We start from the raw sequence: 21,567 nt of genomic DNA, 5'->3' as shown, positions 1-21,567 counted from the left end.
GTAGATTGTAGGTGAATAGTTTCTTACGACATGATACCGTCATCTCTACGTCACCTTGAGAAAGGTGCCTCTAATGCAGGCTTTGACTTATTTGATCCGAAGAAATCGATTTTGAACAACCTTGTCTGCAAATCGCTGTGTGTTAGCACACTCAAAAATGAGAGTTTGATTCACTTCGCCAAATAGGGGGTGACCACCACCTACCAAGACTGGGATGGTTGTGATGATCATTTCATCAATGAGGTCTTCCTTTAGAAAGCTTTGAATTGTACTTCCTCCATCAATGTACAGTCGTGAATGCCCTTGTTTGTGAATATTCGCAAGCACTTCCTTAAGTGGTCCTTTAATCAGGTGGGCTTTGTCTTCATAATCTGCAGGAAGTTGTTCCAGTGTATTACTTAGCACGTAAACAGGCTTTTGGTAAGGCCATGGAACATTAAAACCTAAGACTGTCTCAAATGTAACGCGTCCCATGACCAGGGCATCAATGCGATCCATAAAAGCATAGTAGCCCATGTCTTCACCTTCAGGGAATGTAAAGGTGTCTAAGAAATCAATTTTTCCGTCTGAATCGGCTATATAGCCGTCAAGACTTGTCCCAATGTAAACACTGTTTTTCTTCTCCATATCTAGAAACTTGCGTTCGTTCTAAGATAGGAAAAATGAAATTCTAATGTCTCACTGATTCATCCAAACAACGACATCTTCAACAATCTTTTCAGGTGAGCTGACTTGGTCTGGTATTATCTCCTCACCGAACTTGTTCGTATTACGGTCTGCCATATAAGACACAGTAAGGTGTAACGATGAGTCATCCTTAAGTGTGAAACTTTTGTTGGCTGTACTAGCACCACAAGAGGCTGAGCCAAACAGTTTGGTGTCTTCTCTTCCAATAAAGCTAATGGCTACTGCTTCTCCCGAACTAGCCACCGCGCCATCAATAAGTACAGCGACTCTGGGTGTTGAATTAAGGAGTTCGTATCTGTCACTTGCTTCTGCGACAGGTCTTCCATCTAATGTAGATTTGTGATCTGTATATCCCCAAGTTGTGGCAGACCCATCAGGGTCAATGAAATGACCTGCGGTACCCTCACCTAAAATAGGGCCAATACCTGCAATCATCGGATACATACTGCCACCCAGGTTGCCCCGAATATCAACTACCCATCCAATTAGGTTTTCCTTGTCCTGTGCTCTTATTTGGTTTCTAATTTCCTGTATGTAAAACTGACCCTCTTGAGTATCAGAGCTGCCACTGAACGTCCTGACCTTTACATAGCCAATATTGTCGGGTAGATTATGAGTATTAGCATTAGTTCCTGAGCAACCGACAGTGCGAGCAAATAGGTGAGTGCCATCTGGCCTTACTATAAGACTATGATTGTCATTGAGCAAGCGAAGCGCCTCTTTAAGCGGAGCGTTTGCCTCGGATATAAGACTGTCTGTTCCCATCACATTTAATACTCTGGTCCGCAGATTATCCCAGTCAATAGTTTTCCTATTAATAGAGTTGATTTGCATCAGGTTTATTGTGGATTTGAGATAGTCTTCCAACTCATTTCCAGGCCGGTCGAATACTGGAGTGAATTCTTCGGGTTGACAACTTACAATTACCAGATTGAAAGAGACTATTATTGCAAATTTACTTAGTCTATCCATAGTTGTCATTGGTTGAGTTGAATCTTTCTCAATGATTCAGAAAGAGAAATTAATTAATAATTAGTAGATATCATTTCTTTAAAGTAATAAGCAATTATCGTGCTGTTATTTGCCACCAAGTTTTTTAGCCTTCTCAGTATATTTTACTGCGATACCAGTAAGTACCATAGCATCATAGACATAATTTCCTTCTGTGAATACCACTGAGCCAGCTTCTCTGGCCTCAGCGATTCTGCTGACTTCAATAATAGCATCAGCTCCATATTTAGCGGCTTCCTTTTTAAGCAATAGAACAAGCTCATCCATTGAGGCGGCATGTTCACCTGTTGCCTCGAGGTAAGAGAGTTGAATATAGGGCTGGGAAGGTTTTGTGTTGACTCCAAAGAAGATTTCGATCTTATCGAGTTCTTCTTGGGTGAAGTTTCTGTCTTTGGAAGAACTGCCATTGATGGCGTAGGACATAATGCCATTGCCGTAGCCGATGCAGCCTGAAAGACATAAAACGATTAGGGAAGTAGAGAGAATTTTCTTCATTTCAGATTGAGTTTTTAACCAATCTTCTTGTGGCAAATCGGATGCCAAATCCCCACTAATGGGCAGAAAAAAAGCACTTTTTTCAAAGTGCCTCTGACATTTATGCTTTATCGCTTACTGACCACCTGCCTCACTTACCATTTCTACAACGCCAGCCATCTCTTCTAGCGTTGAAATGTCCATTGCCGTGACCATAAAATATAGACCCCTTCTGTGAACTAGCAGATACTCACTCAAATTTTGAGCAAGGTCCCTTTTGAAGAACTTATAGTTTCGGGTATTGGATTTAGCCCTCATTAGGAGTGTGTAGTCATCGAGGTTTGCCTTTTTAATGAAGGAATCAATGAACCAGTCGTTACCGTTACGAATGCTTGCTTGAATGTTGACCACATATTTAGTCTTCTTGAAGTACTCGAGCATCCTCGGGTCTGCTTCTTTTTCGGCTCTTTTGGACATTAACTTGAACATCTCTTCGGTGGTTTCAAAGAAGCTGCACTCTTTATTATCGGCATAGCCTTCTATAACCTTTATGAGTTTCTCATTTCTGGTTTGCCCCATGGTGGAACTTTGGAAAGTAAAAATTAATGCCAAAAGGATGGCTGATCTAATTAGCTTATTTGTCATCATTTTCATCATCGAGTATTTGTTTTGTTGTTTCATTGAGTTGTTTAAAATCCTTAAAAGGAGTAGAAAAGTCTGCTCCGGAATAGATATCATTAATTCCTTCATTCAGCATGGTTGAAAAGGCTGAAAGTGTCTTTAAGGATTCCGCATAGGTTTTATCTAATTCTTTGTTGCTCAAGAGTTCCATCTTTTCGGTATTGAGTTTTGGAATCAGAAGGTATCCCGCACTTACAATGACTAGAAGGATAGCCGCATAGCGCCAAGAGCTGTGGCGCTGTCTTGTCTTAAGCCCTTGCAATACCTCCTGACGACTTACCTTGATATCAGTATCATTTTTGGTTCTGTCTACCCATAGAAAATAAGCTCCAAGAGGGTGGGAAGGGTTCTCCTTCAATAATCCCTTCAGTTCCTGAGTCTCTTTCTCATTAAGAGTACCTTCTTCAAATCTTTCCTCCAGTATATCTAGTCTATTGCCACTCATGTCTTAGTTGTTCGGTCAGAAATTTCCTTGCCCGGGAGAGGTTAACCCTCACATTGTTGACTGTCATATCCATTATTGCTCCGATTTCACTATTACTGAAACCTTGAAAATCTTTCAATTCAATGATCATTTGCTGTTTAGTCGGTAGCTGCTTCATGCGGACCTTTATTTGGTGAATCAGGTCTTTCGACTCAAAGTCTTGTTTTGTATGAAGTTCAAGCTCATTTATGCTTCGATCGATGTATCGCCCCTCAAGCCTTATCAAGTCAATACACTTGTTTTTAGTGATTGTCATGGCCAGTGATTTTATATTCCCTTCCTTCTTAAGTTTTCGTCTTCTTTTCCAAAGCTTTTCAAGCGTATCCTGATGAATATCCTTGGCTTTCTCCTGATCATTCAACAGTCGAAAGGCAAAGCCTAAAATGGACGGGTTTAGGGGAGCAATAATGTCCCAAAACTCTTTTTCACTCATCAAGAATAGAATTCATCCAATTGATCGATTTGAGAGTAATACGGAGTTGTGCCTGATTCATTACAAGCTTTTGAATTTAATTGAAATCTACCTTGTCTAAGATCAATCCAGATGCAGGCGCTATAAGACTCAAATGCTCCGAGAAGTTTGGTAAAAGTGATGCTTTAAGATCTTCTAGTGAGATTTCATTTCTTCCCAATCTAATCAGTTGTCCCATCATGATACGTATTTGATTGCGCATAAATCCTTTACCACTGACTTTTAAGGCATAAGATGGACTGGGGAAGAAGCTAGCTGTGTAGAAAGTATTGGGTATTATCTCACAAGTGTCAATGGTCCTTTTAGTATTGGTCTTTTCTGAAGGTTTTTTGCAATAGGCCTTATACTCATGTGTACCCTCGAATAACCTTGCACCTTTTTTCATAAGTGGTATATCGAGCTGGTCAGTTAGGGTTGTTAAGAAAGGTGCTGAAAAGGGATGCGCCTTCTCTCCGTAAGAGAAGAGATAGAGGTATGTTTTAGACTTTGAGTTTTGGATGATGTTAAACTCAGCATCTGTTTCCTCTATGGCCAAAGCTCTTATGTCAGCAGGTAAATTAAGGTTGAAGACTTTTAGGAACTTCTCTTCGCTCTCAATGGGAGTGTTTAGAAACAACTCAAGTACAAAGTGGTCTGCAGATACCATTGCATCTGTACGGCTTCCTCCTAGAGTTTTAAATTCAGAATGGTCGAATACATAGTTAAGTGTACGATCCACCATATGGTGAACAGTCTTAACCTGAGGCTGCTTGGCCCATCCGTGGAACCGAAACCCTAGGTATTGAATATGCAGAAGATAGTAGTGCTTACTTTTCATCTATTCAATTGGTCATTCCCGCCAAGGTGGGAATCTCATAATCTTTAGAATTCCGGAATGAGGGAGGGTTTAGAGCTCCTTGATACGGATATTACGATAATAGACCTCGTCTCCATGATTTTGAAGGCTAATTCTTCCAGTTGTCGAAGCTGCGTAAGAGTCAGCATTTGCCCATTTTCCGGCCGCTTTTTTTGCTAACCAGTCTTCGCTGCCTTCCTCAAACTCCAATACTTTTTCTCCATTTAGCCAGTGCTCTACATGACCTTCGTTATAAATAATTTTTACTTTATTCCATTGCATGTGAGGGTTGGGCTTCTTAGTAGCTGCTGCTGGATACATGGCGTAGCTTGAAGCTACCATTTTATAAGGCTCAGTTTCTGAGCGAGAAAACTCATCGTCAAGGACTTGATACTCTGGGCCACTCGCATAGTCATGTCCCCATTCTTCTTTTTCCACGACATGATAGAAGATACCACTGTTGCCTCCTTTGGCAATCTTGTATTCCAATTCTAATTCAAAATTACCATAGTCTGCTTTGGTCATAACGGACCTAAAAAAACCTACATTTTCCTCGCCAATACCAGCGTTACAAGCTATTGCTCCGTCAACAATGGACCAATGTTCAGTGAATGGCTCTTCTCCATACATTTCCCACCCATTGAAACTTTCACCATCGAATAGAGAGACCCATTCAGAAGGCGCTTCTGTACTTTCGGTTTCATTACTTTTTTTATCTGCCATGCAGCTTGACAATAGAACTGATATGGCTAATAATAGGAGAGTGGATAATCTTGAATTCATTTGTTAAGGTTTTGCCCTAAGATAATGAATTCGCGTGATTTGAAATGGTTTTAGTTTGGCATTAGGGAAGATTCTAATTGTTCTTCCAGACTACACCGATCACTTGAGCATTTTGGCTAAAGTCTGGGCAGGTATTCATTCCGGCAATACCACCAAACTGGCATACAACTTCGCAGTTTTCATTGACTACTGTCGTCATAATATCTGGATAGACCACCCCTGGATCGAAGGAAAAGACGTTTTGCCCATTATATAAGTATTGAGTAACGGAGGCTTCGCTAGATCCATTTTTAGAAGCATTTTCAATATCTGCTTGAATGCAAGATGGAATATCTTCTAGTCCTTGTTCATTCTCACATGAAGAAAAGACAAGTAGAATAACTGATAAGCTTAGGATGACCTTTTTCATAATTGACCTTTCCTTCTTTGACCCAGATTAGATTAAAAGGGTTGGAATTAAGTCAAATCTGAGGGACGATTAAGGTTCTTGAAAGATCCTGAGTCAGTTTGTATGGAGACGCCTTGTCCATGAAGATCTAAAAAGCTTTTAATGGACAACTGGTTGGTAGAGAAATGTGATTTAAGTTCACGGATGGAAGTTTTAGGCCAATAAGAGGGCAGAGGTTCCCACTTATTGTCATCTGTTTGATATGCTCGAACGAATTTTCCGGGAATGATTAATTCTTCAAGTAATTGAGCTCCTACCTGTGGCATATCCACTGCCATTACTATGAGATCTTCCTGAAGAAATTCCAGGGCCGAAAGTATGCCTCCCAATGGCCCCATGTTTTCATAACGATCCTCAATGCACTCGTATTCAGCACTCAGAACTTTGTGTTGATCTGAATTGACAGACAAGTACACTTGATCAGTAATGCCACTAAGTATTTCTACTGAATGCTCTAAAAGCGACATGTCTTTCCAAGTCACAAAAGCCTTATCGCTTCCCATGCGGGAGCTCCGACCCCCGATAAGAATTAAGCCTTTGACGGCTGATTCAGACATCGTTGAATCAATCTTTAAGCTTGTCTAGTGGGGCTGTTTCCATACCTGCACTTTGAGAAGTCTTCATCAACTTATTCACACCTTTAGATTTCCTAATCTTAACGGCCACTACCTTGTATTCAGGGCATTTTGCTTCAGAGTCATGAACGTCTGAGGTGATTAAGTTGACCATGATCTCAGGGAAGTGGAAGGTAGTACTCATTACCCCAGGTTTAACCTCATCGGTAATGCGTGCTTTGATATCAACTTTGCCTCGGGCTGAGGTCACACATACCATATCTCCATCCGAAATACCATTGTCAGACGCGTCTTTTTCATTGATAAGAAGCACATCCTCTTTGAGGATTTCACCATTACCTGTTCTACGCGTCATTGCACCACAATTGTAATGCTCAAGCTCACGGTTGGTAGTGATGATATAAGGATACTCTTCGCCATGCTCCACGATCTCTTCGGATTCACGCCAATCGAAGTAGGTAAAGAGACCCTTTCCTCGTTTGAACTCTTCAATATGGATGATTTCGGTACTAGATCCATCCTCAGGCACTGGCCATTGCTTACCATTCTCAGCTAGTTCTTCCCATTTGATTCCTCTGAAGAAAGGAACGATCTGAGAGATCTCCTCTAGCATAGTATCTGGTGCATAATCTGCTTGATCGTAGCCCATGCGTTGCATTACATCAACAATGATTTGGCCATCAGCTTTGGTGCCTGGAACAGGCTCAACCACTTTGTTGACTCGCTGAACTCGTCTTTCCCCATTCGTAAATGTTCCTGATTTCTCAAGGAAGGAAGCTCCTGGAAGGACTACATCGGCAAGCATTGCTGTCTCAGTCATAAAGAGTTCTTGGACAATGAAAAGATCTAAGCTGGTTAATGCTTTTTTGACTTTGCTGGTATTAGGATCAGTCTGAACTACATCTTCACCAATAATCCACATGACCTTCAAGTCACCTGCTATAGCTGCATCGAACATTTCAGGAATTTTATAACCTATGTGGGATGGGATCTTATCAGTCTTATAGAAGTCGATATACTTCTGGTTGATCATTGGATCTGTAATATCTAAGTAGCCTGCTCCTTGATGAGGCTGAGCGCCCATATCCGCAGCTCCTTGAACATTATTTTGTCCACGAAGTGGATTTACACCAACACCTCTTCGACCAATGTTACCGGTGATCATTGCAAGATCTGCAATCTGCTGAACGGTGAACGTTCCTTGAGAATGTTCTGTAACGCCAAGCCCATGGAAAGACATGGCATTTGGTGCAGAAGCATAAGTGATGGCTGCAGCTCGTACTTCTTCACGGTCTACACCCGTAATGGCTTCCATTGCATTGATATCGAGCTTCTTAATGTTAGCTACAAAGTCATCATAGCCTTCAGTACGGTTATCAATGAATGCTTTATCTGCTAGTCCTTCATCAATGATGTAATAGAGTAGCATGTTCAATAGTGCCACGTTAGTACCTGGCCTCAATTGCAGGAAGTGATCGGCATACTTAGCTAGTTCAATTTCTCTAGGGTCAATCACTATAAGCTTAGTGCCTTTCATAGCAGCTTGCTTCATTTTGGCACCTGTAACTGGGTGTGCTGCTGTCGGGTTGGCACCGATCACCATCATACAATCAGTATACTTAATGTCGATCACCGAGTTGGTGGCAGCACCAGTTCCAAATGAGCGCTGCATACCCAATGCTGTAGGGGAGTGGCACACACGAGCACAGCAATCAATATTGTTTGTGCCGACTACAGCGCGAATGAATTTTTGCATGAGGTAATTCTCTTCATTCGTACATCTGGCAGAAGAAATACCCGCTATAGAATCTGGACCATGTTCTTCTCTGATATTGGTAATCTTATCGACTATGTAATCATACGCTTCGTCCCAGGACACATTTTCTAGCTGACCTTTCTTTCTCACCATTGGTGAGCGTAGTCGCTCGGGATGATCATAGAATTTGAATGCATATCTGCCTTTAAGGCAAGTATGGCCTTGGTTTACTTCTGCATCATAAGGAGCGGTAATACTTACGATATCACCACTCGAAGTTGCTACATCCAGGTTACAGCCCACTCCGCAATAAGTACAGACTGTCCTAGTAGTTTCTTCAGCCTCATTTGTCTTGGAATCAAAAACATCGGTAATGGCTCCCGTGGGACAAGCCTGTGAGCAGGCTCCGCAGGAGACGCAATCGGACTCCATAAAGCCTTCATTCATTCCCATGACAATCTTACTATCGAAGCCCCGACCTTCCATTGTCAATACCATTTCTCCTTGGACCTCATCGCATGCTCTCACACAACGGAAGCAATTGATGCAAGAAGACAAGTTGGCTCGCATATAAGGATGTGCAGTATCGGCCGTGCGATCTAAGTGGTTTCTTCCAGGAGCATAGCGTACTTCCTCCATTTTGATTCCGACATCGTAGGCCACCCGCTTTAACTCATTGTTTTTGGGGTTGTCAGTCTCGAATTTCTCCTTTGGATAGTCCGTCAAAACAAGCTCAACAATATTTTTTCGCAGGCGCTCCATCTTCTCAGTATGAGTATAGATGAAAGAGCCTTCCATTACTGGTGTATGACATGATGCCTGTACTCTGGTTGGACCATCTTGCTCTCTGGCTACTTCTACGCTACACACTCGGCAAGAACCGAAGGGGTCTAAGTTGGGCGCATCACATAAGGTGGGAACAGGATTGTCACCAAAGTTTCTCCTTAATAGTGAAAGAATGGTTTCACCACTCTCGAACTCGAAGGGCTCATTATTGATGTAGGCGATGTTTTTTGAATCACTCATATAAATCGTGTTTATAGAAAGTAGCTTCTAAGTTCTTCTTCAAAATATTCTAAAGCATTCTTTATACCTAATGGCAATCCTCCACCTAAGGCACATAGTGAGCCTATTTCTAAGGTTTCGAGTAAGTCATCCATTAACTGGCGATCCATTTTCTCTCCATTTCTAGAGTTGGCGATCATTTCCTTACCGCGAACCGAGCCTATACTGCATGGAAAACATTTGCCGCAGGATTCATCAGCAGTAAACTCGAAAAGGTGTTCTAGGTACTCGATCATTGGAAATTTCTCAGGAACCGAGACGATTCCGGCATGACCTAAAAGAAAGCCACCATTTGCAAAGCTTTCAAAGTCAATGTTCAGATCATCTATCTTATGGGTCGGCACAATTCCACCCAATGGGCCACCGACATGAACAGCCTTAACAGGCTCTTTAAATCCGCCTCCAGTTTCATAAACAAGTGATTTGAAGGAGTGACCCATTTCGACTTCATACATTCCCGGTTTATTGAAGAATGAATCGAGACAAACCAATTTGGTTCCTGTGGACTTTTCTGTTCCAAGCTTGGCATACTGATCTCCACCGTTTCTAATGATCCAAGGAACCGCAGCTAATGTCTCAACATTGTTGACAATAGTCGGTTTGTTAAAGAGTCCTTTTTGTGCTGGGAATGGTGGTCTTACTCGAACCTCAGGTCGTTGACCTTCTAAAGAGGAGAGAAGGGCGGTTTCTTCACCACAGATATAGGCTCCCGCACCTTCAATTACTTTAAATCTATAGCTGAAATCTGTGCCGCCAATATTATCGCCATGCATACCGATAGCCTCAAGTGCTTTGACAGCATCAGCACATGCTTTCACCGATTCAGGATACTCACCTCGAATGTAAACGGCTCCGTGGTCAGCTCCTACAATGTATCCGGCAGTCATCATTCCAAAGAGGACTAACATGGGTTGCTCTTCTAAAAGGTAGCGGTCTGAATAGGCTCCAGGGTCGCCTTCATCTGCATTACAGACAATGTATTTCTGAGGCTCTGCTTCATTTCGGCAGGCATTAAGCTTGAAGCTCATTGGGAAGCCAGCGCCACCTCGGCCACGAATATTTGAAGCTTTGATTTGTTTTAAGGCCCATTCAGGCCCATTGGCTAAGATTTTTGAGAATTCTTCTTTAAACTGCTCGGCCGTCATGGCCGCACCAGTTAGTACACGCTCGCCTGTGGCGCCAACAGCATAGGTATCACTAAGATCTTTGTCTTTTTTTTCAATGATTGTTTCCAGATCATTGATGGCATCTCCGGAATAGTTGGTGCCATTATAATTGAAGGCACTGTTTTCATGACAGCGACCAAGGCAGCACATATGACCAACTTCTTCGTCTTTAAAGTGTCTTGAGAGTTTTCCTTTGACACTGTCTTGTGTTCCAGCGACCAGACAGGCACTTCCGTTGCAGACATGGACTTTTACGCCTTCATGTTCTTTCTTCATGAAGTCATAAAATGAAGCTGTACCATAGGTAATTGCATCACCCATAAGGTATTTTTCGGCCAGAGCCTTTAACTCTTCATTGTCTGGGGACCCTGTCACTTTGGACTTTTCCACCAGTTGCTCGAAGAGGTTATCTTCTAATCCTTTTCTACCTGATAGTGCACTAAGATTTTCTGACATCTTATTTTATAACTGTTAATGACTTTCTTTTGGGTTTGGAAACATATCGCTCTCATCTTCGGAGCGTGCCGTCAAACACTTGAAATCCTTTTCAACTAAAATACTCAATTTATCCCCGTTTTCTAGGGGTAGTTCTCCCTTGATTCCCACTTGATCTGATTCAATCCAGCTTTCAACGCTTGCTTGAGGGAGGTTAATGGTGATGACTTCATCATTAAAATAACTTCCTAATTCAGCCTGTGTGACAAGTCGATAGGTCAACGATTTTCCGTTAGGGAACTCTAACCTTGCTGAACAGACTCCTTCCTTTCCGAAGTTGCTTACCTCGGTTTGCGTGAGCCTCAGTCGAATGCTATTTCCTTGGATTCTCAACTTCATAAGGTCACTCGTTCTTTACCTGTATAAACGTTAAACCGATCATCTTTCAGAAAGCCGATCAAGGTCATGCCGAACTCTTCAGCAAGATTGACGGCCAAACTTGAAGGAGCTCCTACAGCCGCAATCATTTGAATCCCTGCTCTTAATGCCTTTTGTACCAGCTCGAAACTTATGCGGCCACTCAAAACCAATACGGATTTTGATAATGGCAGTGTCTTCTTGATTAGTCCTTCTCCGATCAATTTATCCAGTGCATTGTGTCTGCCAACATCCTCTTGATGGGCAATTAATTGACCTTCAGTATCAAACAATCCGGACGCATGTAAGCCACCTGTATGCTTGAATACGTCCTGGGCCGACCGCAGGCTATCGGGGAGGCCAAAGAGTACTTTCTTATCTACCTGAATAGACTCGCTGGATAAGGCCTCGCAGCTTACTTTAATTGAATCTATCGATGCCTTTCCGCAAACGCCACAACTAGAGGTAGTGTAGAAATTTCTTTTGAATTGCTCATCGCTAATCTCTACAAAAGGTTGTAACTCAACCCGCATCAGGTTTTCCATGCCTTCAGCACGACCAAGGTCTTCGCAATACTTTACACTGATCACTTCGTCCATAGAGTTGATAATTCCTTCAGTAAAAAGAAAACCCAGACAAAGGGCCTCATCGTTACCCGGAGTTCGCATCGTCACAGAAACGCTGAATTGCTTACGATCATCACTCTCGCCATGTCCAATCCGAATTTCTAAGGGTTCTTCAGAAACCACCAAGTCAGGTTTGGTCTCAGGCGACTGAGATCCTACTCTTATTACTTCTACTGGCTGAACAGGAACGCCCATATATTAGATTACGATACTATGACAATCCAGATATTACTCCATTGTCATCAATGGACATGCCTTCTGAAGCAGGTATTGCTGGTAAGCCAGGCATACGCATCATTTGACCGAGTATTGGGATAATAAAACCCGCACCGGTGGCATATTCAAACTCTCTCACATTTACAACGAAATTCTCAGGACGTCCATGTCTGAATTCATTGTCGCTTAATGATTTCTGGGTCTTAGCCATACAAATAGGAAGGTCACTAAAACCTAGCTTCTCAATGCGCTTCATCTGCAACTTTGCTTTCTTGGAAAACTCGACAGCGTCAGCGCCATAAATCTCTTTTGCAATGATTTCAATTTTGTCTTTAATAGGAGAGTCCCAATTGTATAACGGCTGAAAACCGTTGTCATAATTATCGATGGTGCTCACTACTGCTTCGGCAAGTTCTATCATACCATCACCACCTTCGGCCCAGCCTCTGGCAACTACGGCATGTACTCCCTGACTCGCACACATTTTCTTAATCAATTCAACCTCATTCTCAGTGTCAGATGGAAAGGCATTAATTGCTACCACAGGGCTGAATCCAAATTTCTGAAGATTTTCGATGTGCTTTCCAAGGTTAGCGAATCCAGTTTTCACACGATCCATGCTTGGTGTATTGTACTCTTCTTTCGGTGCTCCACCATGGTGTCTCAGAGCTCTAATTGTAGCTACTAAGACTACTGCCTTTGGCTTAAGCCCCGATGATGCACACTTGATATCGAAGAACTTTTCCGCTCCTAAATCTGCTCCAAAGCCTGCCTCAGTTACGACATAGTCTGAAAGTGACATTCCCATTTTAGTAGCAATAACAGTGTTGGTTCCTTGAGCAATATTGGCAAAAGGGCCGCCATGGATAATAGCAGGGTTGCCTTCAAGGGTTTGAACTAGGTTAGGCTGAATAGCATCTTTCAATAGAATAGCCATAGCGTTCTCAGCTTTTAAGTCACGCGCATAAACCGGCTCCTTTGTGAATGTGTAGCCAATAAAGATATTGCCTAGCCTACTCTTTAGGTCTGTGAAGTTCTCTGCCATACACAGAATTGCCATTACCTCAGAAGCTGGTGTAATGTTAAAACCATCTTCTCTAGGAATGCCGTTAGTTGTTCCGCCTAAACCTATAGTGATTTGACGTAACGATCGGTCATTCATATCCATTACTCGTTTCCAGGCAATGGTTCTAGGGTCGATGTTAAGGTTATTGGTTTTGCTTTGAATGTTGTTGTCAATCAATGCAGAAAGCAGGTTGTTGGCTTTTTCTACTGCAGAGAAGTCACCAGTAAAATGGAGATTGATATCCTCCATAGGAATTACCTGAGAATAACCACCACCGGCAGCACCCCCTTTAATACCAAAAACAGGACCCAAAGAAGGTTCGCGAAGTACTACGCAAGTCTTCTTGCCAATTTTGTTCAGACCTTCAGAAAGGCCAATTGATGTGGTTGTTTTGCCTTCTCCTGCCGGAGTAGGGGTCATGGCTGTGACCAGTATGAGATTAGCCGAATCAATATTGTCTTGATTCATCAGCTTCATTGGAAGCTTGGCCTTGTATTTACCGTAGTGCTCTAAATCGTCTGGTGAAAGACTTAGTTTGGCTGCAATTTCATTAATGTGCCTGATCTCCGCTGCTTGGGCAATGTCAATATCAGTTAGGTTGTGGGTTTTCTTATCCATTCGAAAAAGTAGTTTACGGGCCTGAAGTTAATGTTTTCGCTGACATTTCAATCGTTTGCAGAATGAGCTTCAGTAATTTTATCTGAACGGCTTCTTGTGGGTATTGAGTATTGCGTACCAAGTATCACGTACCATGAACCAAGAACTCAATATTAATTATAACGTACGCGCTACGTATTACACACTACGCACTACGCACTACGCAATACCCAATACTCGCTACGCCATACGTATTACGCACTACGCTCACGCAATAATCTGCTTCTTCTTCCAGGTGCCTGTCTTATACCAAATAAAGGTGATAATGGCTGGTAGTACATAAGAAACGGGAAATGACCACCAAATGCCTAGGTAGCCCATAGATTCCATGTTAGACACCATCCAAGCGAAAGGAAACTGAATCACCCAAATACCAATGATGGTGAAGAGCATTGATTCGACTGTATTACCAGATCCCCTCAGGGTTCCGACTAGGGCTAACTGTACACCCATGAACCCGAAAGAAGGTGCCGTGATTTTTACGAAGGACACACCCATTAAAACTACTTCGTCTGTCGAATCGAGGAAGGTTCTAACGATGGGTTCAGCAAAGGCAAAGAATAGGATACCTATCAAACTCATAGAGACAAATGCAATAGTGGCTGCATAATTAGAGGTCTTCTCGGCACGCCCCATTTTTTGTGCTCCAATATTCTGGCCTACTAAAGTGGCATTTGCCTTCATGAGTCCTAATGCCACTATAACAACGAAACTGATCAGCCGAGCACCTACACCATAGGCAGCTAGCACCTCAGTTCCGAATTTGGCCGCGACACCGGTTAATAATGTCAATCCTAATGCTCTGGCGGAGATTTCCATAGAGGAGGGCATACCTAATTTGAATGCCTTTTTTAACAGAGGAAAATCGAATCGAAAGCCCTTGAGTTTTAAGTTGAAGCCGGTCTTGCCATAGAACAAAATATAATGACCAATCAAGGCAGAAAGCCCCAAGGTGGCTAAAGTGGAGTAGGCAGCACCCGCAACCCCATAGGCCGGAATCGGTCCCCAACCGTAGATAAAGAGCGGATCGAGGAGGAAATTGAGGCTCAGGCTAAGGGCGTTGATATACAATGGAACCCGAACCTCTCCGATACCTCTTAAGAGTGATTGAAAGAGGATAAAGCTAAAATTGAAAACGAGGCCGATAAAAATGACACGTTGGAATAGGTTTGCTTCGGCAAAAATCTCTTGTTCGACCCCAAGCCAAGTCAGTATTTGTGGGGAAAGGCCATAAGCTACAGCTGATAGAACCAATGACATTATGAAAACCATCACCATAGACTGAATGGCTACATGGTTAACCATTTTTAAGTTTTTGGCACCTGCATATTGGGCAACAAGAATGGTTCCGGCAAAGGCAAAACCAGAGGTCAGAGATATCAATAGAAAGTTGACCGGATAGCTCACCGAAACGGCTGCTACAGCATTTGCACCTAGTCGTCCCACCCAAAAAGCATCCACTAGCTGGTAGCCAGTTTGCAAGAGGTTCGCTCCAATAATAGGGAAGGCAAGGGCAATTAAAGCCTTTAAGATATTGCCTTCGGTGAGCGATGCTTTAGCTTGCTTCATGGGTAGAAGCGAAAGTAATAAGTACCGTATGAAGGACAACCGAAATATCTGATTCATATTTCTATCTTCAATAGAGTGTATAAATACTCAAGAGTCAATTTGATGTAATGTTTTAGAGTCTTAAACATAAGTTTATGTGCTTCGACCAATATTTGATCTGAACTTGAATTGCACTGATAGCTCGATGTTAGCAGGAACAGAGCTTTTGGATTTGTGTTTTTGAAATTCCGAATGGTCTAATATGTCTCATGAGTGTTTTGGATGGTTCATGAGTATATACAGCTGCAAGTTATTCACCCTACCTAGTAGTCAGGAGACAGTTGTAGCTAGCCTTTCTCCTTTTGAATCTCTTCTAAAGTCACAGCTTCAGTTAGCAAGAGTTCTTGTATCAAACCATAGACCTCGCCCAGATTCATTGGGGCCATTAGTCGTTTTATTCTATCCAGTGAAAGTACTTCACTACTGTTTAACTGTTTGACTAATTCCGTTAGTCCCGGATGGTCCTTTATAGGAATGCGGTGACCTCTTGCAAAGAGCAATACTTTTTCAGGGGTTTGAATCTCTAAGTGGATAGGGAATACTTTCTTGCCTTTGATGGAGAAGGTACCCATTGAGGGAATAGTGGTAGTTGAGATTTTTGATTTTCTTCCAATGCCACCATTGCTTTTTAAGCCCATCATTTTTCTTCTCAGAGAGGTTTCGAGTTTTTTCTGAATTGAATTGAAATTGAGTATGCTAGATAAGTCAGACAGGGGTGCCTCCAGTTTTAAAGGGTTCTCGTATTCATTTTGATTTACGAGCCCTTCTTCTCCAGTTTCTTTAAGAAGCTCATTCTCGAACCGATCTTTTGGAGGATTAATATAGTCCAATACAAAACTCATGGAGAATTTGGGTGTATTGGCCACATGATAGACATAATGTGGAATGAACATGGCATCACCAGGTGCCAACTCATGCGCTTTACCTTCTGGAAGCATTTCAGGGATATTATGAAAAACTTCTGTGTTATGTTCTATGGCGTTGTACTTTGGGTCATCCCATGTATAGAAATGTTTATGCTCTGGCCCTAAATGAAAAAGAACACCATCCTCTCCGGTAGCTTCCTTATGAATTCCAAAAGGCGTGAAGCCATAATTGCCCATAAAGAAAAGGAAAGAAAGTCCATTAAGTGGTAGGCCTGCAGTTTCTAGTAAGGGACGAACAATGGTAGCCGCTTTTTCAGCAAAGGCATTACTGTATTGCTCCAAGCCAATGAGGATCATACCGAACTTTTGATCGCCAAAAATCTCATGGGACCAATCTTTTAAAGAAGCCTCTGCCGATGGTGGATTCATTGCCATTTGATCAATGAAATCATTTCGGAGTTCACCATTGACATAGGTTTTTAAGCCCATGTGCAGATTTTCTTGTGTTAAAAAGCCTTTTAGGACATCATTGAGTAACAGTTTGGTTTCTGTGACATCTTGCTCTGATATAATTTGCTGTGCTCTGGCTGGTTTACTTAACTGGTTAGAATCATTCAGGAAATTGCTCCAGGAATTTGAGTTCATGTTGTGTGCTTTTACTATTGTCCTTGTGGCGAATGCTACTTGATCCACTGATCGTAGAAAGTTGCCTAAAAGTTGTTAGATAATCAACTTAAATGACCGGGTTGTGGTGTTGGAGAACTCCCTTTATCTATTCTCTTTTCCCCACGTCTGCATTCCCTGAATAATTGGCATTACAGACTCACCCGTTTCGGTCAAATAATATTCAACTCTTGGAGGGATCTCTGCATAGATTTTTCTGACAATTATTTCGTCTCTTTCGAGTTCCCGAAGTTGTGTGGTTAACATTTGTTTACTGATCCCTTGAATTCTTTTATGCAGCTTACCAAAGCGATTGAGTTTTCTAGAAATTAGATAGAGAACTATTGGCTTCCACTTTCCTCCAATCTTTGACATGCAGTAGACAACCGGGCAACTTTCATAAATTATTTTGTCATCAGTCATAATTTTTATGTCACTTAAAACATATTTAATTCTATTAGTCTATTTTAAAGACTAGGTACTTGTAAAAGTAACTACTTGTAAATACTGAGGCTATTATCTAACCTTGAACTAAAGTAATGAAAAAACCATAATGAAAGCAATCAACCTTATAGAGAAATATAACTCGTTTCACGATTACTGGAACCCCAGAGTTGTGACGGAATTGAATGGTCAACAGCTTAAACTAGTGAAGGTAAAGGGAGAGCTTATTTGGCATAAACATGAACTCGAAGATGAGCTGTTTTATGTTATTAAAGGGGAACTCAAAATCTGTTTAGAGGACTCTGAAGTGATTATCAAAGAAGGAGAGTTGTTTACGGTTCCTAAAGGGGTAGAGCATAAGCCGATTGCTAAGAATGAATGCTGGCTAATACTGTTTGAGCCATCTGGGACAAAACATACCGGGGATCAACATTGCGAACAAACAGTGTCCACATTTAAATGGGTTTAACCCTTAAGAGAATATGAAAAAAATCATTGATTACTGGATTTCCAGAATTGTCCTGGGAATTATTGCCTGCGTCTTGGGCACGTTTGTTATTAAAGAGTTTGTGACACAACCTTTACTTCAACTAATGTTGGATTCTGAAGAGCTGAGAAACGGGATACAACAATTACTATCCGGGGTTCTAATTATTGCCATCTACTACTTTGTTTATAAAGGGTTGGAGAAAAGAAAGCTTCAAGAGTTGGGTTTAGATACGTTTGGAAAAGATATGTCTTTGGGTCTTTTAATCGGATTTGGGCTCATTTCACTTTGTATGTTAATCTTATATGGACTGGGTTATTACCAGATAAATGGCATGAATTCACCTTCTGTTATTTTACTTCCTTTTACACTCTTAGTATCAGCCGCACTATTAGAAGAGTTTGTATTTCGTGGCGTGATTTACAGGATTCTAGAAGAACGTTTTGGAACGAATATCGCATTATTTCAGGCTTTGATCTTTGGAGTGGTTCACTATGCTAATGTAAATGCTACTGTCTCTTCGGTGGGATTCGTGATTTTGTTTGGCGTAGTCCTGAGTCTGATGTATACCTATACCCAAAAACTTTGGCTACCGTTTTCCTTTCACTTAGGATGGAATTTTGCCCAGACAGTTTATGGGACAACCCTTTCCGGAGACACGAGTTTTGATGCCTTTTTATATACTGAGTTTAATGGCTCTGCATTTTTCATAGGCTCTGAATTTGGGATAGAAGATTCATTTTTCTCCTTTCTCTTTATTTCAATATTGGCCATTTACCTTTATTGGGTATGTAAGAAGAACGGAAAATTGAAATTCCCAAACACCAAACTTCACCCTCATACGAGCAACTAATAATCTCTTGTAATGAATCACCTGTTATGAACCTTGGATAAGCTCAAAGTTAAAGTTTGCCAAATTTGGCTGCGAGAGCCTTTGGGTGTCGTCATTCTTGATAGTTTTGTCATCCCGAAAGGATTATTGACCTATGACGAGATTTGTATTTGCCATACTATTGTGCTGTGCTTTTTGCAGTCTTGTACAGGCTCAGAAAACATGGGTGGATGAAGGCGTGACTATAACTAAGCTCGATACCTTAGCCGATGGCTATGAAGCATTGAGGGGCTCTTTCATTATTGAGAATTCCAGCATTTACGAGGTTATGAACCTGATACTAGATGTAGATGGCTATGACTGGGTAGAGGGAGAGAGCAAATCGAAGATGCTTTTGGTTGATGAAGCAGATTCTTCTTTCACGTTTGACTTCTTTGTTAGAATTCCATGGCTCTTTGTAAAGAAAACTGGGCGAGTAAAAGTCGATGTACATTATAAAGACGAGACTCTCTATACAAAATCACATCAGATTAGGGAATACGATAGAGACGAAGACTACGACCTGGTGGATTTCTACTCAGCACAATGGAGGCTACAAAAGCACGAGGAGAATGATGTAAAAGTCACTTATCTGGGTGTTTATCAGGATCAGAAGATGCTCATTAATATCAATGGCATTATCATTAATAGAATCCGAAAACGACTGAACGGAACTTTCCATAATTTGATGGTTCGGGCTTCGGAAAAAAACACTCCGGCAGGTTTACTGATTTGGCCTAAGACTGAAATAAATGAAAGTCTTAAATCCGATAGGTAAACTTTAATAGGTGTATGGTATCACTGAAAAAGGTAGGTTATCAAGTTCCTAGGGTCGAAAACACCTAGAATGTCAATAAGCCCGTTTGGAAGCCTAAGTTTGCCACTTTTGTTGCTCCTACTCAAGCGTTTCTATATCCTTTAACACCTTAATACCACTTCTTTTCATTAACTCACTGGCGTTAAAGTCTGTGCAAATGCCTTCTTCGAGTTTGTAGTTAAAGCTCAATTCTCCACCTGCTATTTTGCTATTGAAGCTGAGGTTGGAAACAATCATATGCTTACCCGATAGTTTTGCCAACTCCAGATCGTGTGTAGACACAATGCCAAATGCATTTAACTCATTGAGTTGCTTTATTAAGGATACTCCACCTTTATAGCGATCCTCCGAATTGGTGCCCTTGAACATCTCGTCCAACATAAAGAAGATAGGTTCACCACTTTTGATCAAAACCAGCAGCTGTTCAACCCTTTGAAGTTCGGCATAGAAGGAAGAAACACCTTCTTCAAGGTTGTCTTTTGTGCGCATACTGGTAAACATCTTCATATGCGATACTTGCCCTGATTTGGCGCAGCAGGGGGCACCCATCAAGGCCAAAACGAGGTTTGTGCCCACGGTTCTAAGAAAAGTACTTTTTCCGGCCATATTGGACCCAGTAATCATAGTGATCTGTCCACGCCCTGTTAGGTTGAAGTCATTACAAATCCTGTTTTTAGACTGGATCAATGGATGACCGAGCGTTTCGAATTTGATATGAAAAGGTTCTTCTTTGACCTCGGGGAATGAGAACTCTGGGTTGGAATAGGCAAAACCTGCTAGGCTATTGAGTGCTTCGAACTCACTGATGGCCTCAACCCATAGTTGGATATGTTCCCTGTTTCTATTCTTCCATTCTTCGGCCTTGAGAATGCAATAGATATCGAAGAGTAAGAACAGATTGAAAAAGCTATAAAACTTGTTGTTGTCGCTCCGTTTAGTGCCTCTCAGTTGAAAGAAGGTCAGTATTTTCCTCAGGTTTCCGATTTCTTCAATGGCAGATGAATCTTTTTGCAAATCTGCTTGTAGTGCTTGAAGTCTTTCTGAACTAAACTGCTCTGACAATATAGTTTGCGCCAGCATTTGATAGCCCCCTAAGGTTTGAACATTTTGATGCGTACTATCTATGATGTCTTCTGCCAGAGGCGCTACTTTTCTCAGAACCTTAAAATTGATGAACATCACAATCAGAAAGGGAGGAAGAAAGAACTTTAGGTCTTCTGAGGTGGAGTTGAAAAAGGAAAAGAGCCCTAGCACTAGAGCTAGTAATCCCAAGACCACACTACCAGCGAGGTAGATTCTCTTTTTTGAAAGCAATTGATTCTCTCCAGAAGCCCATTGTAGCAGCTTTTGATATTCGCTATTAGCATTTACAAAGGGTAGACCAGCTGCTTCAAATTGCTGCCGCCAGTCCAGCTTAGGCTTTAATTCTTTGATGGCTTCCTGCCTCTTGAGAATTATGGGTGTAGCTGCAGGAGTTGATAACCATTGTGCCAGACAAAGACTTCCTGACTCTGTCGTAGTTCTGTTTAAAAGTTGGAACAGAGAGTGCGATCCAAAAACATCCAGATCAGCCATATAGGCGTGTTCCTCGTTAAGCTGTGATGAGCCCTTTTGGAAGCCTGAAAGCTCATTTTTAAGTCTGAGTAGCTCGTTTTCGTTGACCTGTTTTAAGAAAGCTGCCCTTTGCTTTTTCTGCATCAATTCATTGTAATGCTTCAACAAGGACACAAAGGCTAAAATGCAGATAGGGGCTACAATCCAAACAACTTCTAATAGCTTTTCATTGGCCAGAACGATAATCAGAATAAAGGAGAGGATAAAAGCTACTAACCTCAGAAACGAAAAATTCTTTGTCTGTTCGTCTAGTGCTGAGACCTCTTTTTCATACTGCTCAATATTGTCTTGGTAAACCTTCATCTTGGGCTGATCAATGATAGTGTTCTAGTTTGTAATTCAT

General features: G+C 41.7%; 22 protein-coding genes. 3 read left to right on the top strand and 19 right to left on the bottom strand.

The genetic code is table 11. From position 1 onward, the window contains the following. Positions 1 to 87: 87 nt before the first annotated feature. From J4E76_RS04000 to J4E76_RS03915, 18 genes are all read right to left on the bottom strand, one after another. Positions 88 to 627, bottom strand: coding sequence for a dihydrofolate reductase family protein (locus tag J4E76_RS04000; RefSeq protein WP_208501419.1), 540 nt, complete (start codon positions 625 to 627; stop codon positions 88 to 90). A 51-nt stretch (positions 628 to 678) separates the two neighbouring features. Beyond that, complete coding sequence (locus tag J4E76_RS03995; protein WP_208501417.1) at positions 679 to 1,659, bottom strand: S41 family peptidase; 981 nt, start codon at positions 1,657 to 1,659, stop codon at positions 679 to 681. 105 nt (positions 1,660 to 1,764) lie between these two features. Then, on the bottom strand, positions 1,765 to 2,193 hold the full coding sequence (locus tag J4E76_RS03990; RefSeq protein ID WP_208501415.1) for a hypothetical protein: 429 nt from the start codon (positions 2,191 to 2,193) through the stop codon (positions 1,765 to 1,767). A 114-nt stretch (positions 2,194 to 2,307) separates the two neighbouring features. Further along, a complete protein-coding gene (locus J4E76_RS03985; RefSeq protein ID WP_208501413.1) occupies positions 2,308 to 2,853 on the bottom strand; it encodes a DUF4252 domain-containing protein in 546 nt (181 codons plus the stop codon). Beyond that, positions 2,807 to 3,298 carry a hypothetical protein gene (locus J4E76_RS03980; RefSeq protein WP_208501411.1) on the bottom strand — a complete coding sequence of 164 codons (492 nt, stop codon included), beginning with the start codon at positions 3,296 to 3,298 and terminating at the stop codon, positions 2,807 to 2,809. Before J4E76_RS03980 ends, J4E76_RS03985 begins: the two co-directional genes overlap by 47 nt. Beyond that, the gene (locus tag J4E76_RS03975) at positions 3,285 to 3,770 is read right to left on the bottom strand and encodes an RNA polymerase sigma factor (protein WP_208501409.1); all 486 of its coding nucleotides are present in this window, start codon (positions 3,768 to 3,770) and stop codon (positions 3,285 to 3,287) included. Before J4E76_RS03975 ends, J4E76_RS03980 begins: the two co-directional genes overlap by 14 nt. Positions 3,771 to 3,846: 76 nt before the next feature. Further along, positions 3,847 to 4,626: a tRNA pseudouridine(38-40) synthase TruA gene (locus J4E76_RS03970; RefSeq protein ID WP_208501406.1), complete on the bottom strand. Its 780-nt coding sequence runs from the start codon at positions 4,624 to 4,626 to the stop codon at positions 3,847 to 3,849. Between the two features lie 69 nt (positions 4,627 to 4,695). Then, entirely contained in the window at positions 4,696 to 5,367 is a 672-nt protein-coding gene (locus J4E76_RS03965) for a DUF1080 domain-containing protein (RefSeq protein WP_208501404.1), read from the bottom strand. A 133-nt stretch (positions 5,368 to 5,500) separates the two neighbouring features. Beyond that, on the bottom strand, positions 5,501 to 5,836 hold the full coding sequence (locus J4E76_RS03960; RefSeq protein ID WP_208501402.1) for a hypothetical protein: 336 nt from the start codon (positions 5,834 to 5,836) through the stop codon (positions 5,501 to 5,503). Positions 5,837 to 5,883: 47 nt separating this feature from the next. Beyond that, positions 5,884 to 6,432, bottom strand: coding sequence for a molybdenum cofactor guanylyltransferase (locus tag J4E76_RS03955; protein ID WP_255552011.1), 549 nt, complete (start codon positions 6,430 to 6,432; stop codon positions 5,884 to 5,886). A gap of 7 nt (positions 6,433 to 6,439) precedes the next feature. Further along, complete coding sequence (gene fdhF / locus J4E76_RS03950) at positions 6,440 to 9,232, bottom strand: formate dehydrogenase subunit alpha (RefSeq protein ID WP_208501397.1); 2,793 nt, start codon at positions 9,230 to 9,232, stop codon at positions 6,440 to 6,442. Positions 9,233 to 9,243: 11 nt separating this feature from the next. Beyond that, on the bottom strand, positions 9,244 to 10,893 hold the full coding sequence (locus J4E76_RS03945) for an NADH-ubiquinone oxidoreductase-F iron-sulfur binding region domain-containing protein (protein WP_208501396.1): 1,650 nt from the start codon (positions 10,891 to 10,893) through the stop codon (positions 9,244 to 9,246). Between the two features lie 15 nt (positions 10,894 to 10,908). After that, positions 10,909 to 11,271: a hypothetical protein gene (locus J4E76_RS03940; protein WP_208501394.1), complete on the bottom strand. Its 363-nt coding sequence runs from the start codon at positions 11,269 to 11,271 to the stop codon at positions 10,909 to 10,911. Then, positions 11,268 to 12,110: a formate dehydrogenase accessory sulfurtransferase FdhD gene (fdhD, locus tag J4E76_RS03935; RefSeq protein ID WP_208501393.1), complete on the bottom strand. Its 843-nt coding sequence runs from the start codon at positions 12,108 to 12,110 to the stop codon at positions 11,268 to 11,270. The genes J4E76_RS03940 and fdhD overlap by 4 nt, the downstream gene beginning before the upstream one ends. A gap of 16 nt (positions 12,111 to 12,126) precedes the next feature. After that, positions 12,127 to 13,815 carry a formate--tetrahydrofolate ligase gene (locus J4E76_RS03930; RefSeq protein ID WP_208501392.1) on the bottom strand — a complete coding sequence of 563 codons (1,689 nt, stop codon included), beginning with the start codon at positions 13,813 to 13,815 and terminating at the stop codon, positions 12,127 to 12,129. A gap of 246 nt (positions 13,816 to 14,061) precedes the next feature. Then, on the bottom strand, positions 14,062 to 15,423 hold the full coding sequence (locus J4E76_RS03925) for an MATE family efflux transporter (protein ID WP_208501391.1): 1,362 nt from the start codon (positions 15,421 to 15,423) through the stop codon (positions 14,062 to 14,064). A gap of 326 nt (positions 15,424 to 15,749) precedes the next feature. Beyond that, positions 15,750 to 16,973, bottom strand: coding sequence for an RNA methylase (locus J4E76_RS03920; RefSeq protein ID WP_208501390.1), 1,224 nt, complete (start codon positions 16,971 to 16,973; stop codon positions 15,750 to 15,752). Between the two features lie 123 nt (positions 16,974 to 17,096). Beyond that, positions 17,097 to 17,366 (bottom strand): helix-turn-helix domain-containing protein, encoded by a 270-nt coding sequence (locus J4E76_RS03915; protein WP_236017267.1) that lies wholly within the window; start codon positions 17,364 to 17,366, stop codon positions 17,097 to 17,099. A 178-nt stretch (positions 17,367 to 17,544) separates the two neighbouring features. Here J4E76_RS03915 and J4E76_RS03910 point away from each other — a divergent pair, with 178 nt between their 5' ends. The 3 genes from J4E76_RS03910 (at position 17,545) to J4E76_RS03900 (ending at position 19,571) form a co-directional block, all read left to right on the top strand. Continuing rightward, on the top strand, positions 17,545 to 17,904 hold the full coding sequence (locus J4E76_RS03910) for a cupin domain-containing protein (protein WP_208501387.1): 360 nt from the start codon (positions 17,545 to 17,547) through the stop codon (positions 17,902 to 17,904). A 13-nt stretch (positions 17,905 to 17,917) separates the two neighbouring features. Continuing rightward, positions 17,918 to 18,775 (top strand): CPBP family intramembrane glutamic endopeptidase, encoded by an 858-nt coding sequence (locus J4E76_RS03905; RefSeq protein ID WP_208501385.1) that lies wholly within the window; start codon positions 17,918 to 17,920, stop codon positions 18,773 to 18,775. Between the two features lie 133 nt (positions 18,776 to 18,908). Continuing rightward, positions 18,909 to 19,571, top strand: a complete 663-nt coding sequence (locus tag J4E76_RS03900; protein ID WP_208501383.1) for a hypothetical protein — start codon at positions 18,909 to 18,911, stop codon at positions 19,569 to 19,571. 117 nt (positions 19,572 to 19,688) lie between these two features. On the opposite strand, the gene J4E76_RS03895 is transcribed toward J4E76_RS03900, so the two are convergent. Beyond that, positions 19,689 to 21,527 carry a DNA mismatch repair protein MutS gene (locus J4E76_RS03895; protein ID WP_208501381.1) on the bottom strand — a complete coding sequence of 613 codons (1,839 nt, stop codon included), beginning with the start codon at positions 21,525 to 21,527 and terminating at the stop codon, positions 19,689 to 19,691. Between the last annotated feature and the right edge of the window lie 40 nt (positions 21,528 to 21,567).

The organism is Roseivirga sp. E12, assembly GCF_017592825.1.
Lineage (GTDB): Bacteria > Bacteroidota > Bacteroidia > Cytophagales > Cyclobacteriaceae > Roseivirga.
The sequence above is the reverse complement of the archived record's forward strand: the minus strand, read 5'-3'. Positions and strand labels throughout refer to the sequence as shown.

What these genes read in the sequence shown, in the direction of transcription:
- J4E76_RS04000 (WP_208501419.1), bottom strand. Translation starts at nt 627, where the DNA reads ATGGAGAAGAAAAACAGTGTTTACATTGGGACAAGTCTTGACGGCTAT.
- J4E76_RS03995 (WP_208501417.1), bottom strand. Translation starts at nt 1,659, where the DNA reads ATGGATAGACTAAGTAAATTTGCAATAATAGTCTCTTTCAATCTGGTA.
- J4E76_RS03990 (WP_208501415.1), bottom strand. Translation starts at nt 2,193, where the DNA reads ATGAAGAAAATTCTCTCTACTTCCCTAATCGTTTTATGTCTTTCAGGC.
- J4E76_RS03985 (WP_208501413.1), bottom strand. Translation starts at nt 2,853, where the DNA reads ATGAAACAACAAAACAAATACTCGATGATGAAAATGATGACAAATAAG.
- J4E76_RS03980 (WP_208501411.1), bottom strand. Translation starts at nt 3,298, where the DNA reads ATGAGTGGCAATAGACTAGATATACTGGAGGAAAGATTTGAAGAAGGT.
- J4E76_RS03975 (WP_208501409.1), bottom strand. Translation starts at nt 3,770, where the DNA reads ATGAGTGAAAAAGAGTTTTGGGACATTATTGCTCCCCTAAACCCGTCC.
- J4E76_RS03970 (WP_208501406.1), bottom strand. Translation starts at nt 4,626, where the DNA reads ATGAAAAGTAAGCACTACTATCTTCTGCATATTCAATACCTAGGGTTT.
- J4E76_RS03965 (WP_208501404.1), bottom strand. Translation starts at nt 5,367, where the DNA reads ATGGCAGATAAAAAAAGTAATGAAACCGAAAGTACAGAAGCGCCTTCT.
- J4E76_RS03960 (WP_208501402.1), bottom strand. Translation starts at nt 5,836, where the DNA reads ATGAAAAAGGTCATCCTAAGCTTATCAGTTATTCTACTTGTCTTTTCT.
- J4E76_RS03955 (WP_255552011.1), bottom strand. Translation starts at nt 6,432, where the DNA reads ATGTCTGAATCAGCCGTCAAAGGCTTAATTCTTATCGGGGGTCGGAGC.
- fdhF (WP_208501397.1), bottom strand. Translation starts at nt 9,232, where the DNA reads ATGAGTGATTCAAAAAACATCGCCTACATCAATAATGAGCCCTTCGAG.
- J4E76_RS03945 (WP_208501396.1), bottom strand. Translation starts at nt 10,893, where the DNA reads ATGTCAGAAAATCTTAGTGCACTATCAGGTAGAAAAGGATTAGAAGAT.
- J4E76_RS03940 (WP_208501394.1), bottom strand. Translation starts at nt 11,271, where the DNA reads ATGAAGTTGAGAATCCAAGGAAATAGCATTCGACTGAGGCTCACGCAA.
- fdhD (WP_208501393.1), bottom strand. Translation starts at nt 12,110, where the DNA reads ATGGGCGTTCCTGTTCAGCCAGTAGAAGTAATAAGAGTAGGATCTCAG.
- J4E76_RS03930 (WP_208501392.1), bottom strand. Translation starts at nt 13,815, where the DNA reads ATGGATAAGAAAACCCACAACCTAACTGATATTGACATTGCCCAAGCA.
- J4E76_RS03925 (WP_208501391.1), bottom strand. Translation starts at nt 15,423, where the DNA reads ATGAAGCAAGCTAAAGCATCGCTCACCGAAGGCAATATCTTAAAGGCT.
- J4E76_RS03920 (WP_208501390.1), bottom strand. Translation starts at nt 16,973, where the DNA reads ATGAACTCAAATTCCTGGAGCAATTTCCTGAATGATTCTAACCAGTTA.
- J4E76_RS03915 (WP_236017267.1), bottom strand. Translation starts at nt 17,366, where the DNA reads ATGTCAAAGATTGGAGGAAAGTGGAAGCCAATAGTTCTCTATCTAATT.
- J4E76_RS03910 (WP_208501387.1), top strand. Translation starts at nt 17,545, where the DNA reads ATGAAAGCAATCAACCTTATAGAGAAATATAACTCGTTTCACGATTAC.
- J4E76_RS03905 (WP_208501385.1), top strand. Translation starts at nt 17,918, where the DNA reads ATGAAAAAAATCATTGATTACTGGATTTCCAGAATTGTCCTGGGAATT.
- J4E76_RS03900 (WP_208501383.1), top strand. Translation starts at nt 18,909, where the DNA reads ATGACGAGATTTGTATTTGCCATACTATTGTGCTGTGCTTTTTGCAGT.
- J4E76_RS03895 (WP_208501381.1), bottom strand. Translation starts at nt 21,527, where the DNA reads ATGAAGGTTTACCAAGACAATATTGAGCAGTATGAAAAAGAGGTCTCA.